This window comes from Bacillus manliponensis, assembly GCF_000712595.1.
GTDB lineage: Bacteria > Bacillota > Bacilli > Bacillales > Bacillaceae_G > Bacillus_A > Bacillus_A manliponensis.
This window is the reverse complement of the sequence record NZ_JOTN01000008.1, coordinates 119,366-135,795: the sequence shown is the minus strand read 5'-3', so window position 1 is coordinate 135,795 and position 16,430 is coordinate 119,366. Positions and strand designations below refer to the sequence as shown.

13 protein-coding genes and 3 riboswitches are annotated in these 16,430 nt (G+C 36.4%); of the genes, 3 read left to right on the top strand and 10 right to left on the bottom strand.

What is annotated here, in order from left to right; all coding sequences use genetic code 11:
- Window positions 1-7: 7 nt before the first annotated feature.
- The 5 genes from BAMA_RS11490 to BAMA_RS11470 all read right to left on the bottom strand — a co-directional run bounded on the left by BAMA_RS11490 (window position 8) and on the right by BAMA_RS11470 (window position 3,991).
- Entirely contained in the window at window positions 8-820 is an 813-nt protein-coding gene (locus BAMA_RS11490; RefSeq protein WP_034639123.1) for a MetQ/NlpA family ABC transporter substrate-binding protein, read from the bottom strand.
- An 84-nt stretch (window positions 821-904) separates the two neighbouring features.
- A riboswitch (SAM riboswitch) is annotated at window positions 905-1,018 on the bottom strand.
- Between the two features lie 169 nt (window positions 1,019-1,187).
- Window positions 1,188-1,937 carry an ABC transporter ATP-binding protein gene (locus tag BAMA_RS11485; RefSeq protein ID WP_034639122.1) on the bottom strand — a complete coding sequence of 250 codons (750 nt, stop codon included), beginning with the start codon at window positions 1,935-1,937 and terminating at the stop codon, window positions 1,188-1,190.
- Entirely contained in the window at window positions 1,934-2,926 is a 993-nt protein-coding gene (locus tag BAMA_RS11480; RefSeq protein WP_034639121.1) for an ABC transporter substrate-binding protein, read from the bottom strand. Before BAMA_RS11480 ends, BAMA_RS11485 begins: the two co-directional genes overlap by 4 nt.
- Window positions 2,923-3,699: an ABC transporter permease gene (locus BAMA_RS11475; protein ID WP_034639120.1), complete on the bottom strand. Its 777-nt coding sequence runs from the start codon at window positions 3,697-3,699 to the stop codon at window positions 2,923-2,925. Before BAMA_RS11475 ends, BAMA_RS11480 begins: the two co-directional genes overlap by 4 nt.
- A complete protein-coding gene (locus BAMA_RS11470) occupies window positions 3,671-3,991 on the bottom strand; it encodes an MTH1187 family thiamine-binding protein (protein ID WP_034639118.1) in 321 nt (106 codons plus the stop codon). Before BAMA_RS11470 ends, BAMA_RS11475 begins: the two co-directional genes overlap by 29 nt.
- A gap of 103 nt (window positions 3,992-4,094) precedes the next feature.
- Window positions 4,095-4,196, bottom strand: a riboswitch (TPP riboswitch).
- A gap of 136 nt (window positions 4,197-4,332) precedes the next feature.
- Between BAMA_RS11470 and BAMA_RS11465 the strand changes: the two genes are divergently transcribed.
- Complete coding sequence (locus BAMA_RS11465; protein WP_034639116.1) at window positions 4,333-4,596, top strand: hypothetical protein; 264 nt, start codon at window positions 4,333-4,335, stop codon at window positions 4,594-4,596.
- A 150-nt stretch (window positions 4,597-4,746) separates the two neighbouring features.
- Here the strand turns inward: BAMA_RS11465 and BAMA_RS11460 are convergent, their stop codons facing one another.
- Window positions 4,747-6,486 (bottom strand): methyl-accepting chemotaxis protein, encoded by a 1,740-nt coding sequence (locus BAMA_RS11460; protein ID WP_157405989.1) that lies wholly within the window; start codon window positions 6,484-6,486, stop codon window positions 4,747-4,749.
- Between the two features lie 127 nt (window positions 6,487-6,613).
- Window positions 6,614-6,702, bottom strand: a riboswitch (cyclic di-GMP riboswitch).
- A gap of 289 nt (window positions 6,703-6,991) precedes the next feature.
- Between BAMA_RS11460 and BAMA_RS11455 the strand changes: the two genes are divergently transcribed.
- A complete protein-coding gene (locus tag BAMA_RS11455) occupies window positions 6,992-8,305 on the top strand; it encodes an anaerobic C4-dicarboxylate transporter family protein (RefSeq protein WP_034639112.1) in 1,314 nt (437 codons plus the stop codon).
- Between the two features lie 72 nt (window positions 8,306-8,377).
- Here the strand turns inward: BAMA_RS11455 and thiE are convergent, their stop codons facing one another.
- Together thiE and thiM are read right to left on the bottom strand one after the other, a co-directional pair.
- Window positions 8,378-9,031: a thiamine phosphate synthase gene (gene thiE, locus BAMA_RS11450; RefSeq protein ID WP_034639110.1), complete on the bottom strand. Its 654-nt coding sequence runs from the start codon at window positions 9,029-9,031 to the stop codon at window positions 8,378-8,380.
- 14 nt (window positions 9,032-9,045) lie between these two features.
- Window positions 9,046-9,831, bottom strand: coding sequence for a hydroxyethylthiazole kinase (gene thiM, locus BAMA_RS11445; RefSeq protein ID WP_034639108.1), 786 nt, complete (start codon window positions 9,829-9,831; stop codon window positions 9,046-9,048).
- A 564-nt stretch (window positions 9,832-10,395) separates the two neighbouring features.
- Between thiM and BAMA_RS11440 the strand changes: the two genes are divergently transcribed.
- A complete protein-coding gene (locus BAMA_RS11440) occupies window positions 10,396-12,588 on the top strand; it encodes a DNA topoisomerase III (protein ID WP_034639106.1) in 2,193 nt (730 codons plus the stop codon).
- Between the two features lie 48 nt (window positions 12,589-12,636).
- Here the strand turns inward: BAMA_RS11440 and BAMA_RS11435 are convergent, their stop codons facing one another.
- Entirely contained in the window at window positions 12,637-15,291 is a 2,655-nt protein-coding gene (locus BAMA_RS11435; RefSeq protein WP_034639104.1) for a YhgE/Pip domain-containing protein, read from the bottom strand.
- Window positions 15,292-15,636: 345 nt separating this feature from the next.
- A complete protein-coding gene (locus BAMA_RS11430) occupies window positions 15,637-16,428 on the bottom strand; it encodes an endonuclease/exonuclease/phosphatase family protein (RefSeq protein ID WP_034639103.1) in 792 nt (263 codons plus the stop codon).
- Window positions 16,429-16,430 lie beyond the last annotated feature (2 nt).

The following is a 16,430-nucleotide window of genomic DNA, read 5'->3' as shown; positions in this document are numbered from 1 at the left end:
TCAGCCCCTACCATGACGGCAATACCGAACCATCAAATTTTTCCTCAATAAATTCTTTCACTTCTTTAGAGTGGTAAGCTTTCTTTAACTTTTTCAAAGCCTCATCGTCTTTGTTTTCAGTACGAACGACAACCCAGTTTACATATGGCGAATCTTTCCCTTCGCGGAAAATAGAATCTTTTGATGGATTTAAATTTGCTCCTATTGCAAAATTTGTATTAATTGCAGCTGCCTTCACTTCACTTAATTGAGTCGGTAATTGCGATGCTTCTAATTCTACAATCTTCAAGTTTTTTGGATTTTCAATGACATCTTTTGCTGTTGCTTTTTCTGTTGCCTTTGGATCTACTTTCAACACACCGGCTTTTTCGAACAATTTTAATGCACGTAATTCATTTGTTGGATCGTTCGGCACAGCAATCGCATCTCCTTCTTTTAAATCGTTTATATCTTTTAAGTTACTGGAATATATACCCATCGGGAATGTTACTGTTGAAAATGCTTCTGTTAATTCCATTTTTCTTTCAGCCTTAAACACATCTAAATATGATTTTGTTTGATAGCTATTTACATCAATTTCTTTTTCATCTAACGATACATTTGGCATAACATAATCGTTAAAAACCTTTATCTTAACTTGTAAACCATCCTTTTCCGCTACTTCTTTTACTTTCTCAAAAATTTGTTCATGCGGTCCACCAGTTACACCAACTGTGATTTTCTTTTCATCTAACGCCTTTGTTTCCTTACTCACATCTTGACTACATGCTCCGAGCAGCAATACTGCCCCGCCTATCATACTTAACAACCACTTTTTCATATACATTCCTCCTCAATATATGTTTTTACCAATAAAAAACACCTCTCCAATAAGAGAGGTGTCAAATAGACAAGAGAAACGCCTCTCTTATCTTTCAAAACGAAAACCGTTTTGCAGGAATTAGCACCTAAGCTTACAATTTATAAGCTCGGTTGCCGGGTATCATCGGGCCAGTCCCTCCACCACTCTAGATAAGAGTATTCATATAAAATTTTCCAAAACTATGTAACTAATAGTAGGGGTGATGCAAAAAAATGTCAATATTATTTTCTGAAAATATATTTTTTTATAAACTATCATTAAACATAAGTTACAATCATTTCGAAATAAAAAAGGACATCCTAGTAGCTTTCTAGGATGTCCTTTTTTATTTTCTCATATAAGGCGCTAAAACCTCTAAGATTTTCGCCTTGTCTTCTTTTAATTCTATCGATGTTAACATATCCATCGTTCTTGGACGAGGTAAATTCACATTTATTTCCCCAACAATTGTTGCTGGTCTTTGCGACAAAATAAAGACACGATCGGACAATAAAATCGCTTCATCTAAATCGTGTGTTACCATCACAATCGTTTGCTTTTCTTGTTGCCATGAATGTAAGAGCCAATTATGAACTTCCATTTTTGTAAAAGCATCTAACTTTCCAAACGGCTCATCTAACAGCATAATCGGTTTGTCGCATAAATGTGTTCGTAAAAAGCTAATACGTTGCCTCATTCCGCCTGATAATGCATCTGGATAGTGCTCAGCATACTCAGCAAGTTCGAACTGCTCCAACACTTCCATCCCGGCCGCAATGCGTTCTTTTTTCGGCATACCATCGATTTCTAGCGGAAGAACAATATTTTGTAAGGCAGAACGCCACGGTAACAATAAGTCTTGCTGGGGCATATAACTTACAACATCCTGCCCTAATATAGAGTGATTTTCATATCGTACATCACCTTTGTTTGCTATCTCAATTCCAGCAATAATATTTAATAATGTACTTTTCCCACAGCCACTTGGTCCAACAAACGAGACGAACTCACCTTCTTCAATGTGAGTGCTAATTTTCTCTAAAACATTTTTTCCATCAAATTCTTTTGTCACATCTTTTATTTGTAATCCACTCATTTTTCACTTGGAAGGAATTCGTTCGTAAACGCATCTTTTACATCGATTTTCTTCTTAATCACTTTGTTTTCATGTAAGAAATTCATGTAATTTGTCCAAACTTCTTCCTTCTGTACTCCCCATGCTTTTGCATCGTCCTGATATTTCGTACTTAACCACTCTTGACTATCCTGCACTAACTCTTTATTAATATCTGGCACACTTTCAATTAAAATGTCCGCTGCTTCTTTTGGATTTTCAATTGAAAAGTTATAGCCATCTGCTGTCGCCTTCATAAACTTTTTCACAAACTCTTTATCTTTTTGTGCATGCTTTTCACTCGTAATAATAACTGGGCTATAAAAATCTAACGCTGGATCTAAATCTTTTACCATAATCATATTTAAATCGATACCTTGGCGCTTCGCTTCAATACCGTCCCATCCATAATAAATCCATTCAAAATCAGCGTCACGTCCAATTGATTTAAAGAAGTCTGTTTGGCCAAGTACAATGTTTTCAACTTTACTATAATCAGCGTTATGCTTATCCATAACTGTTTTTAGCATCGCTTCTTCAACAGGCGCACCCCAGCCACCGTAACGTTTGCCTTCAAAATCTTTTGGAGATGTAATATTCGCTTCTTTTAACGAAGCAAATGCTGATGTATTATGCTGAATAATTGCCGCAATTGAAACAACCGGAATACCTTCTGCACGAGCCGATGTTACATTTTCTTGGTAGCTAATTGCAAAGTCAGCTTTTCCTGATGCCACCATCTGTTCGCCAGATGTGTTATCTCCTGGCTGAATAATCTCTACATCTAACCCTTGTTTTTTATAATACTCTTTTGTTTCTGCTACATATAACCCTGTATGGTTCGTATTTGGGAACCAATCTAGTACAACTGTAACTTCTTTCTCTGTACTGTCTTCTTTTTTATCAGTTCCGCAGCCAGCTGCTCCCAATGCAAGAAAAGCTGCTAGCATAATCTTTAATCCCTTTTTCATTTTTTATCGCCCTTTCTATAAATCCATGGTGCTGTTAGTCTTGCCATAAACTCTACGATGAAATACAACATAAGCGTCATTACAACGATAACGGCTGCAATTCCAAATACACGTGCTGTTAAAAATGATTTTGTCGCGCGCGTTAACATGACCCCTAATCCTTCACTCGCACCAAGCCATTCACCAATAATTGCCCCCATTACACTATATGTAACCGCAATTTTCAAACCTGAGAAGAAATATGGTAATACCGCTGGAAACTTTACTTTTTGATACACTTGCCATTTTGTTGCACGCATCGTTTGCAGTAACTTCAGCATCCCTTTATCAACTGTTTGAAAACCTTCTAAAATACTAAGTGTAATCGGGAAGAAACAAACAAGAATGACAACCATTACTTTTGGAAGCATTCCATACCCAAACCAAATAATAAATAATGGCGCTAACACAACAATTGGAATCGTTTGTGAAATAACTAATAACGGATTAATAAGAACTCGTAATAACGGAATGACATCCATTAAAACTGCGATTGTTGTTCCAATTAGAATTGCAAAAAATAGTCCAATTAAAACTTCTTGTAATGTTTGCCACATATTTGGTAACAGTAATTCTCTCATTCCAATAATTTCACTAACAATTGCTGATGGTTTTGGTAAAATCCACGGCTCTATTTGAAATAATAAGACGGCTCCTTCCCATATTCCAATGAGAAGGAGCAGCCATACCGCTGTAATAATTCCATTAGATTGCTTCTGGTTTTTCATATTCATCACGATACTTCCACACTTTTTCATCAATTGTTACACCCGTACTTGGACGATAATGGATTTTAATAGAAGTCACTACTTCTTCAGCTCCAGCATCAACACAAGCTTGCTGCGCACGTTTCACTACATCTAAAAGTACATCTAGTTCTCCCTCTAATGTTGTCTCCATCGCACCAACTTCATAGCGTACACCCGATTGTTGTACTACTTCAATTGCTTTATCTACTACAGAATAGACATCCTTTGTTTTTGCTTGCGGTACAACTGAAAATGACATTGTAACTTGCTGTGACATGCTACATTTCCCCTTTTAAAGTTAATTTTTTTCAAAAAGAAAAGGCTTTCTTACTTAACGTAAGAAAGCCTTTCATCAAAGTTATCATAGAATAACATATACTACGACTCTTGATAGAACTCCCTACGCTGGCATAATCCAGATCAGGTGAAGGGTCGATATATTACCATATCCTCTCAGCCAAATGGCTCCCCTGTCCCAATTCGTTATCATTGTAGCATGATTTATTTTTGCGGACAAATAAAATTACATATTCTTCATAAATGTACTACTTCCCACCTTCTTGCTTACATATATTTTATTGTTATCAAAATTTAATCATTATACAAGGAGGGATAACTGTGGGTATTCGCTTTATTCAAATTTCAGCTATTTATTTTGTCATTGGTGTTTGTATGGGGTTGTTTATGTCCATAACCTCAAGTTTCAAATTAACAAGTGTACACGTTCATGTTCTATTATTAGGCTGGGCCTCTATGATGATTTCGCTAGCTCTAAAGATTTATGGAAACCATGCTGTAACTCCCTTTATTGCAGTAGGAAGTATTCTCGTAGTTCTTTCAATTATTTTATTTGCTATTAATATTTTTTCAAATATAAAGTGAAACTTCAATCAGGCTTTTACGGGCTGTTAATGCGGGATAAAGTAGTACCTTATAATGGAGCTCTTCTGTCAAAATAAAGAAAGCAGAAGTTCAGTTAGCCTTCTGCTTTCTTTATAACTTTTGTGTAACTAAGTGCAGTTACACATTATATTAACTTTTAAACTCTCCGATCATATCTTGCAATTCTTGTGATAGCGTACTTAAAGACGTCGCTAGTTCTGCAATTTCTTGAACCGACATCTCTTGTTCTTTCACACTTTCTTCTACATAACTACTACTTTCTTCATATGTTTTTGCAACGTGTGCAAGCTCATTTACAAAATGAACAACTTCTTGATTATTCTTTGAAATCTCATTCGAAGTTTCAGATACTTCTTTTACTTGCTTTGTTACATCCTGTGCTGAATGTGCAATCTTCTCAAAGAATGCTCCGCTACTATGTACAAGAGAAATACCCGATTCTACCTCTGTTGCGCCTTTTTGCATAGATGCAACCGCTTCTACTGTTTCCGCTTGCGTTTCACTAATTAATTTCGAAATATCTTTCGCTGAAGTTTCTGTTTGCTCTGCTAGCTTACGTACTTCTTCAGCGACAACAGCGAAACCTCGTCCCGCTTCTCCTGCACGTGATGCTTCAATAGAAGCATTTAATGCTAATAAATTCGTTTGGTTTGAGATTCCTGTTATCACGGTAACAATATCACTAATTTGCTGAGAGCGATTTTCTAATGAATAAATAATAGATGACAAATCCTTTACAGCTCTTTGAATTAAATTCATTTGATTTATAATTTGAACGATGACTTCATTTCCTTCAGCAGAATGATTTTCCATCCCTTCAGACGCTTTTGCAACATGCTGCGTCGCACCTGCAATTTCATTCACTCTCATTTCCATTTGATTTACAATATCCAAACATTGCTGTACAGATACCTTTTGCGTTTTTGCTCCTTCATGTAAGTTCTCCATTGAACTTGCAATTTCTTGGACAGACATATTATTTTCCTCTGTACTAGCTGATAGTTCACTTGAAGACGCAGAAACTTGTTCGGCTGTTTCTTTTACTTTATCGATGATTTTCCGGAACTTTTCAATAGAATTATTAAAATAAGTATTAATAATTCCAATATCATCTAATCTTTCTTTCAAATGAACATTTAAGTCACCTTCGCCAACCTTACGCAACCCTTCACGTAATTCTTGCAGTGGTGCTAACGAAGCACGTATAACAAAGAATTGTATTGACATTGTAATAACAAGAAATACAGTAATTAAAATAGAAATTTGTATTAAAAACGTTCTCTTCGTATTTGGAATAACAGAAGCATCCATATCTGATGCAACAATAGCAACAATATTATTGTTGTTATCCATAACAGGCTCGAGTATTGTTACCCATGAACCTAATTCATCTTCATATATATCTGTTACCGTCGCTTTTTTCGAAGAGAGAACTCCATTATATGCTTCTATCCAATGTGCAGGTTGTCTGTAGTAATCGCCGTTTTCAAGTTTTGTAGCATCCCTTACTGCCCTTGGCATGCCGACAATTTGCACTTCTTTTTTTTCGTTTAACTTTGCACCTGTTACATACACTTGTCCGACACTATCTATTGTCTCCGTAACTTCCTCTAATTGTTCTGTCAGTCTTTCTTGTTTAATTCTTTGTGCAGTAGGGTCTTTCGCTAGTTCTTTCACTATACTTTCATCTATATCACTTAAAACAATTTCCCCTGTTTCCATCGCCCTTTCTTCCAATAAAGCCATCATACTTTTTTGGAAAATATTAAAACTAAATATTGTCATGCCACCAACAAGCATGAAAACGACAAGAACAGTCAGTGATATACTTTTCTTGAAAAAAGACATCCTTTTCCAAAAATTCATAATTTAACATTCCTCTCTTATGTTATTAACTACAACAAAAACGCAATTGAAAGATCTCCAATTGCGTTTCAAATATTAATAAAAAAAGAGACCAATGAAACAAAACATTGGTCTAGACCAACCCCATCCGTACGGTAACTGGCTAGCCGAGTCTAGACTTGACCTTAGGCTCCTATAGCTTTGCGTCCTTATGTTTCCACAAGTTTGCCTTTCTCAATGAATGAGTTAAACGATATGGGAGTTTATGAGAATTACATTATTCTCTTATTCATATATTACAACAATTCCCGGGGGATGTCTACAAAATATTTATATCTATAGATAATATGTTTTATTGAATTGTTTTTTTAACATAATTTCATCAAAATTTATGAATCCTACTTTCTAAGTGTTATATAATATAAAAAGGTTTGTACGACATTGGAGATGTTAAATCTTTGTTTATGCAACTTATAAAATTACATGCATTGAAAATACATGTATATAACGATCCCGGAGGTATTCAACTATGTTTTGGCTACAATTTATGACCTTATTGATCTGTATTTTCATTGGCGCACGTCTTGGTGGTGTCGGCCTTGGTGTAATGGGCGGAGTTGGTATGGCTATTCTTGTATTTGTCTTCCAATTACAACCAACCTCTCCCCCTATCGACGTTATGCTCATGATCTTAGCGGTAATTACAGCCGCAGGGGCCTTACAAGCTGCTGGAGGAATGGACTATCTCGTCCACCTTGCAGAAAAAGCACTCCGCAAAAATCCAAAACGCATTACATTTTTTGCGCCTATCGTGACATATTTATTTACATTTTGTGCAGGAACAGGTCATGTTGCCTATTCTGTTTTACCTGTAATCGCTGAAGTATCTCGTGAGTCTGGTATAAGACCAGAGCGTCCGATGTCTATTGCTGTTATTGCTTCACAGCAAGCCATTACAGCTAGCCCGATTTCAGCTGCTACAGTAGCATTACTTGCTATGTTAGCTGATTACAAAATAACATTACTAGATATTTTAAAAGTTAGCATCCCTTCTACTTTTATTGCTTGTATGTTAGCAGCTTTCGTTGCTAGCAAAATGGGGAAAGAGTTACATGAAGATAAAGAATACTTAAAACGATTAGAAGAAGGAATGATTCCAAAATTAGAAAAAAAGCAAGATTTTGTTATAAGAAAAGGGGCTAAACTATCGGTTATTCTTTTCTTACTTGCTACATTCTTTGTTGTACTTCTAGGTTCATTCGAAGCATTACGTCCTGGATGGACTGTAGATGGTACATTCACACGCCTTTCAATGCCAAGCGCAATTGAAATCGTCATGTTCACTGCTGCGGCACTTATCATTCTTCTTTGTAAGCCAAACGTAGAGAGCATTGTATCTGGAAATGTTTTTAAAGCAGGTGCTACTGCTGTTGTAGCAATCTTTGGTATCGCTTGGATGGGAGATACTTTCTTTAACGGTAATTTAGACATGATTCAAGGTTCAATCCAACATATCGTAACGAGTGCACCTTGGTTATTTGCTATCGCACTATTTATTCTATCTATTTTACTATACAGCCAAGCTGCTACGGTTCGTGCTTTAATGCCACTTGGATTAACACTTGGCATTTCACCACCGCTATTAATTGCAATGTTTCCAGCTGTAAATGGATACTTCTTTATTCCAAACTACGGTACAATCGTTGCAGCCATTAACTTTGACCGTACAGGAACAACACATATTGGAAAATATGTTTTAAATCATAGCTTTATGATCCCGGGTCTGGTCGCAACTATCGCTTCTGTTAGCATTGGGATGTTATTAATTTCAATTATGTTTTAAGTAAAAAGAGCTAGCCTTAAACGGCTAGCTCTTTTTAATCAAACGTTTGTTTAACTGCTATAATCTACTTTATTACTGCTTTACTTGCATTACCAATTGCTTCGTACTTTCATACGGAGATTCCGCCAAACTAATCGCAGAAATAATAGAAACGCCATCTGCACCAGCTTTTACAACAGACGCAGCGTTTTCTACTGTAATCCCTCCAATTCCAACTATCGGCACTTCAATACCATTTTGACGGAAATTACGTAATCCCTCTGTTCCTTGTACTGCCTTTGTATCTGTTTTCGTGCTCGTTGGAAAAACAGGACCTATCCCTAAATAATCGGCTCCCTTTTCAATTGCAAAACGTGCTTCTTCTATTGTATGCGCTGAAACTCCAACAATTTTATCGCCCATTTTTGCACGTACTGTTTCAATTCCTTCGTCATCTTGCCCAATATGAACGCCATCTGCATCAAGCTCTATCGCTAACTGCACATCATCGTTTACGATAAATGGCACATTGTACTCTTTACAAAGTGCTTGCAGCTGCTTGGCAAATGTAAAATATTTTTCTCCAGTTAATGATCCTTCGCCCTTTTCGCGAAACTGAAATAAGGTAATCCCTCCATCTAACGCTTCTTTCATCACTTGTAGTGGTTCAACAGTACAGTTGTTACTTCCCATAATAAAATATACTTGCAATAGCTGTTCCATATTTTGTTTATGAATACGTCCCATTGTTTCTTCCCCCTTTAACATACTTCTTCAAATTCCCCATGTTTCTCTACTTCAACTGCTGTAATACATGCAAGTTGGTTTAAAAATTCAATTTGAAAACTTCCTGGCCCTTGCTTATTCGTCTTGCTTGCTGCAAATTCCGCCGCGACGCCATAAAAAACTAAAGCAGAAGTTGCTGCTTGTACATAATCTTTTTCAACTGCAGCAAACGCACCAATAACAGATGTTAATAAACAACCAGTCCCAGTTACTTTCGTTAAAATTTCATGGCCATTTCGAATAATATACGTGCTTTCTCCATCTGTAACGATATCTTCTTTCCCAGTTATCACAACAACTGCGCGAAACTTGTTAGCAGCTACTTTTGCAATCTCTGTCACATCACCATTACCTTCTCCCGCGTCCACGCCTTTCGCATCCCATGTTTTCCCTACTAAACTTGCAATCTCTGCTGCATTTCCTCGTAAAATAGATACACTTACTTCTTCTAAAATAGTTGCCGCCACTTCTTTCCGATACGCCGTCGCTCCTGCACCAACGGGATCAAACAAGACCGGTACTTTATTTGTATTTGCAGATTTCCCTGCAATTATCATTGCTTCCACCTCATCTTGGCGAGGTGTCCCCATATTTAATACGAGCGCTCCAGCCATGCTTGCCATCTCTGCAACTTCTTCTTTTGCATATGCCATAACAGGTGATGCTCCTAACGCAAGTAAACCGTTTGCTGTAAAATTCGTTACCACAATATTCGTCATATTATGGATAAGTGGATTATGTTCTCTTACTTTCTCAATCATTATATATTCCTCTCCTTTTTCAGAGCGGGAGGTCAATAAAAAAGACACTTTGCGTACGCAAAGTGTCCCTACTCGTCCTACTACACTCCCTACGCTGGCATGATCCAACAGGTTCAAACGGTCAACGACGGATTAGTCGTACTCTCAGCTTACATCCGTAAACTCCCACTGTTTATTATATTAAAAAGTATACTCTTATATAAAAGAAAATGAAACCTATTAAAAATAGCTTAAGACCTTTTCTTTTCAGGTAGGATAGTACGTTACTCCATGCAAAGTAACGGTCAGTGCCTCGTGCCATGTTACAACACAAGTAGGGATCGAGTGCAGGATTCTTTATTATTTTGCATAACCACAACCTTGTTTCAAAAACAATGGGCAAAACCATACATCAGGATATAATTTCAAAACTGATATTTAAACTTCTTTGCTAGAAAAGAACATTTTTCCGTATTACAGAACTAGATTCCGTCCTTTCTTTTCTCATTAGGTCATGTATACCTGAATCAATGCGGGATGTATGCTATATTTAACTTACGGAAATTTGAAAGGATGTTTTAAAATATGGCAAAAAGTGTTGTAATTGCTGAGAAACCTTCTGTTGCACGTGATATTGCGCGTGTTTTGAAGTGTGATAAAAAAGGAAATGGTTATTTAGAAGGAAATAAATATATCGTCACTTGGGCTTTAGGACACCTTGTGACATTGGCTGATCCAGAAAGTTATGATGTGAAATATAAAAAGTGGAATTTAGAAGATTTACCAATGCTACCTGAACGTTTGAAATTAACAGTCATTAAACAAACTGGCAAGCAATTTAACGCTGTTAAAAGTCAACTAATTAGAAAAGATGTAAATGAAATCATCGTGGCAACAGATGCAGGACGTGAGGGAGAATTAGTCGCTCGTTGGATTATTGATAAAGTAAAAACAAATAAACCTATTAAACGTCTTTGGATTTCATCTGTTACCGACAAAGCAATTAAAGATGGTTTCGCGAACTTAAAGCCTGGCAAGGCATATGACAATTTATATGCTTCAGCAGTTGCCCGTTCTGAAGCGGACTGGTATATCGGTTTGAATGCAACGCGTGCATTAACGACTAAATTTAATGCACAACTCAACTGCGGTCGTGTACAAACACCTACTGTAGCCATCATCGCTAGTCGTGAAGAAGAAATTAAAAACTTTAAGACACAAACATACTATGGTATTGAAGCACAAACAACAAATACATTAAAACTAACTTGGCAAGATGCAAAAGGTAATGGCCGTAGCTTCGATAAAGAAAAAATCGATAAAATTGTAAATACATTAGGGAAACAACATGCTACTGTTGTAGAAATTGAGAAAAAACCGAAAAAGACTTTCTCACCGGGGCTGTATGACTTAACAGAACTGCAACGTGATGCAAATAAAATCTTTGGCTATTCTGCTAAAGAAACATTAAACATTATGCAAAAGCTGTATGAGCAACATAAAGTGTTAACTTATCCTCGTACAGATTCGCGCTACATCTCATCGGATATTGTAGGTACACTACCAGAACGTTTAAAAGCTTGCGGGGTTGGTGAATACCGTTCTCTTGCTAACAAAGTGTTAAAGAAGCCTATTAAAACATCGAAATCATTTGTTGACGATAGTAAAGTAAGTGATCATCACGCGATTATCCCAACAGAAGGCTTTGTCAACTTCTCCGATTTCACAGATAAGGAGCGTAAAATTTACGATTTAGTTGTAAAACGTTTCTTAGCTGTTCTATTCCCAGCTTTCGAATATGAACAACTTACATTACGTGCAAAAATCGGAGCTGAAAGCTTCGTCGCACGTGGAAAAACAGTTGTTCACTCTGGTTGGAAAGAAGTGTACGAAAATCGCTTTGAAGATGAAGATGCAGCAGATGATATAAAAGAACAAGTATTACCACGCATCGAAAAAGGCGATACGTTACAAGTGAAGTTAATTGCACAAACATCAGGTCAAACAAAACCACCTGCACGCTTTAATGAGGCAACATTACTTTCAGCGATGGAAAATCCAACGAAGTATATGGGAATGCAAAACAAACAACTAGCAGATACACTAAAATCAACAGGTGGACTCGGTACAGTTGCTACACGCGCTGATATTATTGATAAATTATTTAATTCATTCTTAATTGAAAAGCGTGGGAAAGATATTCATATTACATCAAAAGGTCGTCAATTACTTGATTTAGTACCTGAAGAATTAAAATCTCCTACGTTAACTGCTGAGTGGGAGCAAAAACTTGAAGCAATCGCAAAAGGAAAATTAAAGAAAGACGTATTCATTTCAGAAATGAAAAACTATACGAAAGAAATCGTTACTGAAATTAAATCAAGTGATAAGAAATATAAGCATGATAACATCTCCACAAAAACTTGCCCAGACTGTGGAAAACCAATGCTAGAAGTAAACGGTAAAAATGGGAAAATGCTCGTATGCCAAGACCGTGAATGCGGCCATCGTAAAAATGTATCTCGTACTACAAACGCCCGCTGCCCGAAGTGTAAGAAAAAACTAGAACTACGCGGTGAAGGTGAGGGGCAAATGTTCGCATGTAAATGTGGCCATCGCGAGAAGCTTTCTTCATTCCAAGATCGTCGTAAAAAAGAATCTGGTAACAAAGCAGATAAGCGCTTTGTACAAAAGTATATGAAGCAACAAAAGCAACAAGAAGAAGAGCCTTTAAATAACGCATTAGCGGAAGCATTAAAAAAATTAAAGTTCGATTAATCTAGATATTAAAAAAGGTTTCTGCCGAATTGGCAGAAACCTTTTTCTTTAATGTATTAACTTACTTCCCTTCGCATTGTTCACAAATCTCTCACTAGATTTATTAATTTTCTTTTTCAGTAAGAGCGCAATAATGAACATCACAACGATATATATACTTAGCACAGCTAAGTCCACCAACACAATATCCCAAAGCATACCACCAACGGTTTCACGAATAACACTAATCGCATACGTAAACGGTAAAAATGGGTAAATCGTTTGGAAGAAGTGCGGCGTCATTTGAATTGGGAATGTACCACCTGAACCCGCTACTTGCAATACAAGTAAAATAATTGCCATCGTTTTCCCAATGTTTCCAAATACCGAAACAAGTGAATACACGATACAAACAAACACGGCACTAATAAATAAGCCAAATACAACAAACCAAAACTTATCTACAACATATGTTTCAAGAATAAATAAATTCCCCATTGTTACGATAAATGCTTGCATAAATCCAATGGATAAGAATGTTAACAAACGTCCGAAATAAACTTGATAACTCTTATATTCTTCCGCTTGATCATGGTGCACTTCTACCGTTAATAATGAAACCATTAATAACGCCCCTACCCATAGCGCTAGTACTGTATAGAATGGTGACATAGCAGAACCGTAATTTGGAATCGGGAATAATTTATTCTCTTTTAAATTTACCGGATTCGCAAAGTAATCACTTTGTTTTTCCACGTCATTTTTTAGAAGACGAATAATTTCCTGCATATCCTCTGTTTGTTCAAACTCACGAATTTTATTTGCAAGCTCTTTAATTTTTTGTTCTGCAGCAGGCATTTCCTCTTTAATCTTTTGAACTTCTGCTTCTCCTTTTACAAGCCCTTTTGAAGCATCTTCTAATACAGTCTTTACATCTGGCAAACTTTGATTTGCTTCATTTAAAATGTCAGAAGTGTTCGTAGACATACGCTTTACTCTCTCAATTGCGTCATTGAAAGCTGGAACAATTTCTGAATCATATGTTGCTAAAATATCACCAATGCTTGCTGATGCATTTTTAGAAATCGCATTTAAGCTATCAACTACATCTTTTGCTGGTTGCTGTCCTTTATCAACGCCATTAATTAATTTAGCTGTTAATTTTGTTCCTTCTTGTAGACTACCTTTTACCGTATTTAAGTTATCAATTGTATTTGGAATATTTGTCGTCTTTCCAAGATTACCGGCAATGTTATTTGCGTCGTTTAACACAGGGATAATTCCATCAATAATTTTAATCCCGCTTTCAAACTGTGACTGTAAGCTTGTTAGTCCATTTTTTGCTGGTTCTAAGTTCGGGTTACTACCACCATTTTCAACCCAATTCATTGCTTTGTTCAGTGATGAATTAGCAGACCCTGTCATCGTCACAACATTTCCTGCTGCTTGATCGATGTTATTTAATGCACTTTCTATAGATTGCTTATTTTCTGTAATAGCACCAGCTGCTTCTGATCCACTTTTTGCATATTGATTAATCTTTTCAAGTTGTGTTTTTTGATCCGTCAATAACTTAACTATTTCTTCTCTATATGGCATATTAGAAAGTTGTTCCGATGTCTCCAACATTTTAATAGCGAGATCTACTTGTTCTATAGCTGTCGCAGACATACGATCAATATTATCTAAATGCGGTTTTATTTGTTCTGCTACTGGTTCAGCTGTATTTAATACTTCTCTTACTTTCCCTGTGCTCTCTGGAATATGAGTAGCTGTATCCTGCACGGCCTGCACTGTCTCTTGGATTCCTTGGATTTTACTTTTTACTGTATCTTTATTCAGCTGCGCTACTGGATCTTTCAACATATCCGTAAGTTGTGCTGCACCATCCGCACCTTTTTGTAACAGCATTAAGTCTCTTTTAATTGTTGCTGGCGCATCTTGTAATACTTGTTCATTCGTTACAAAGAATGCGTCCAAGTTTTTCGTCATTTGTTGTCCATCACGAATGACACTCTCTACCGTCGGCAACACATCTTGCGCCGTTTTCACAAGTCCTTCTGCTTTCTCTGCATCTGTTAATGCTGTATCAACTAGTTCATATAACTCAGGGAATTTCCCCTCTAGTTTAAAGACAAGTTCTTTCACCTTTTCAATACTTGGTAAATTTGTTTCTAAATCGATTCCAAGTTCGTTAAAAATCTTAAAGATTTCAGCGTTAGCTGTTTTCACAAAGTTTTTACTGATTTCTTCCGTGATACCTGTTGCACCTTTGACAGTAATTTTCGGTGCAATTGCGTTAACCTTTTCATTTACATAGTACTGAATCTCTGGTTTTTTTTGTTCATCACTAATAACAGTTGCGATCTTTTCTGAGAAATCTGCTGGAATCGTGATACTTGCATAATAATCGCCATGTTCAACACCATGAATTGCTTTCTCTTCATCGACGAACTGCCAGCCAAGGCTCTTATTTTTCTTTAATGAATCAACCACTTCATTCCCGATATTAATATCTTTCCCTCTTAAATTCGTTCCCTTATCCTCATTGGATACTGCAATTGGCACTTCTCCTGTATTAGCATACGGGTCCCAAGAAGCCTCAATGTTAAACCACGCATAAAGCGACGGCAAAATCGCCAAACCTAATACGATAACAATTGCAGCCCAATGCTTTGTTACATTACGAATATCTGTCGTATAAATACGCCATATTTGTTTCATGTCATTTATCACCTAGTTGTTAGTTTATTTCCCTTCATTACATGTCGACTAGAAATATCCCCTCATGAAACACCCTTTTATATTTTGCGAATAAGCTTATGTAATTATTATATAATGTAAAAAAGAAAAAATGAGTACAAAATGACTAAAATGGTATTACATTCATACATATCAACTACACTTCAAATGTAATAAAGTGAAACTTCACTTAGTGAGGGTTCTCTTCATCCCCCACTGATTGTCAGCCCAACCAATCAAGCTTTTACGGCCTGCTCGTTAATGCAAAATAAAAAACCAACTATTTTCAAGAAGAAAATAGTTGGCTTTTATTTTTTGTTTCTACTTCTACATACGAATCTGTACTTCTAAACCGAAGTGATCAGATATAACCTTTTTATTCACACCATTAAAAATGACTTGTGACGATACAACTTTAACAGGTTGATTACTTAGGATTAAATCAATTCGTAACTCTTCTTGATTTTCATCCCAACCAGCAATTTTTCCTTTTACTGTTGTACCAGCATCTTTTTCTTCTGCAAGTTCGTACGTGTCATATAAACCTTTACTTCGTAAATAATCGTATCCTTCATCCCTAATATGAGCATTATTATTAAAATCACCAAGGAAGAATGATAACTCTTCTGCATTCACATGATTCATTAACTGCTCTACTTGGAATGAAAATGGATTTTCTTCATCATTCCACCAGCCAAGATGACAAGAATAACATGTAACTTCTTTCCCTTCATAAGAAACCGTTACGCTTACAATTTTACGTGTTTTCCAATATGTTGTATCCGTACTATTCGATATAAAAAATGAATCTTGCTTTACAATTGGATGCTTCGTTAAAATTGCTAATCCTTCTTCATATACATCGTAGCCAATATGGGCAAAGTCCCATACAATGCTGTAACCTGTTACTCCAAGCTTTGCTAATTCATCAAGCAGTACAAGCCCATAATTATCGCGCTTCATATTATGGTGTGCATGCTCTGCCTCAATGGACTGGCTCACTTCTTGCAAAGCAATGACATCATAATTACGTTCTTGAATGACCTTTGCAAGATGCTCAATTTTTTCAAGCTGATTTTCTTCTTGCCACGAATGACAATTTAAAGTTAATAATTTCATGA

Excerpts from the sequence above, each read along its gene's own strand:
- BAMA_RS11490 (WP_034639123.1), bottom strand. The coding sequence starts at position 820 with ATGAAAAAGTGGTTGTTAAGTATGATAGGCGGGGCAGTATTGCTGCTC.
- BAMA_RS11485 (WP_034639122.1), bottom strand. The coding sequence starts at position 1,937 with ATGAGTGGATTACAAATAAAAGATGTGACAAAAGAATTTGATGGAAAA.
- BAMA_RS11480 (WP_034639121.1), bottom strand. The coding sequence starts at position 2,926 with ATGAAAAAGGGATTAAAGATTATGCTAGCAGCTTTTCTTGCATTGGGA.
- BAMA_RS11475 (WP_034639120.1), bottom strand. The coding sequence starts at position 3,699 with ATGAATATGAAAAACCAGAAGCAATCTAATGGAATTATTACAGCGGTA.
- BAMA_RS11470 (WP_034639118.1), bottom strand. The coding sequence starts at position 3,991 with ATGTCACAGCAAGTTACAATGTCATTTTCAGTTGTACCGCAAGCAAAA.
- BAMA_RS11455 (WP_034639112.1), top strand. The coding sequence starts at position 6,992 with ATGTTTTGGCTACAATTTATGACCTTATTGATCTGTATTTTCATTGGC.
- thiE (WP_034639110.1), bottom strand. The coding sequence starts at position 9,031 with ATGGGACGTATTCATAAACAAAATATGGAACAGCTATTGCAAGTATAT.
- thiM (WP_034639108.1), bottom strand. The coding sequence starts at position 9,831 with ATGATTGAGAAAGTAAGAGAACATAATCCACTTATCCATAATATGACG.
- BAMA_RS11440 (WP_034639106.1), top strand. The coding sequence starts at position 10,396 with ATGGCAAAAAGTGTTGTAATTGCTGAGAAACCTTCTGTTGCACGTGAT.
- BAMA_RS11435 (WP_034639104.1), bottom strand. The coding sequence starts at position 15,291 with ATGAAACAAATATGGCGTATTTATACGACAGATATTCGTAATGTAACA.
- BAMA_RS11430 (WP_034639103.1), bottom strand. The coding sequence starts at position 16,428 with ATGAAATTATTAACTTTAAATTGTCATTCGTGGCAAGAAGAAAATCAG.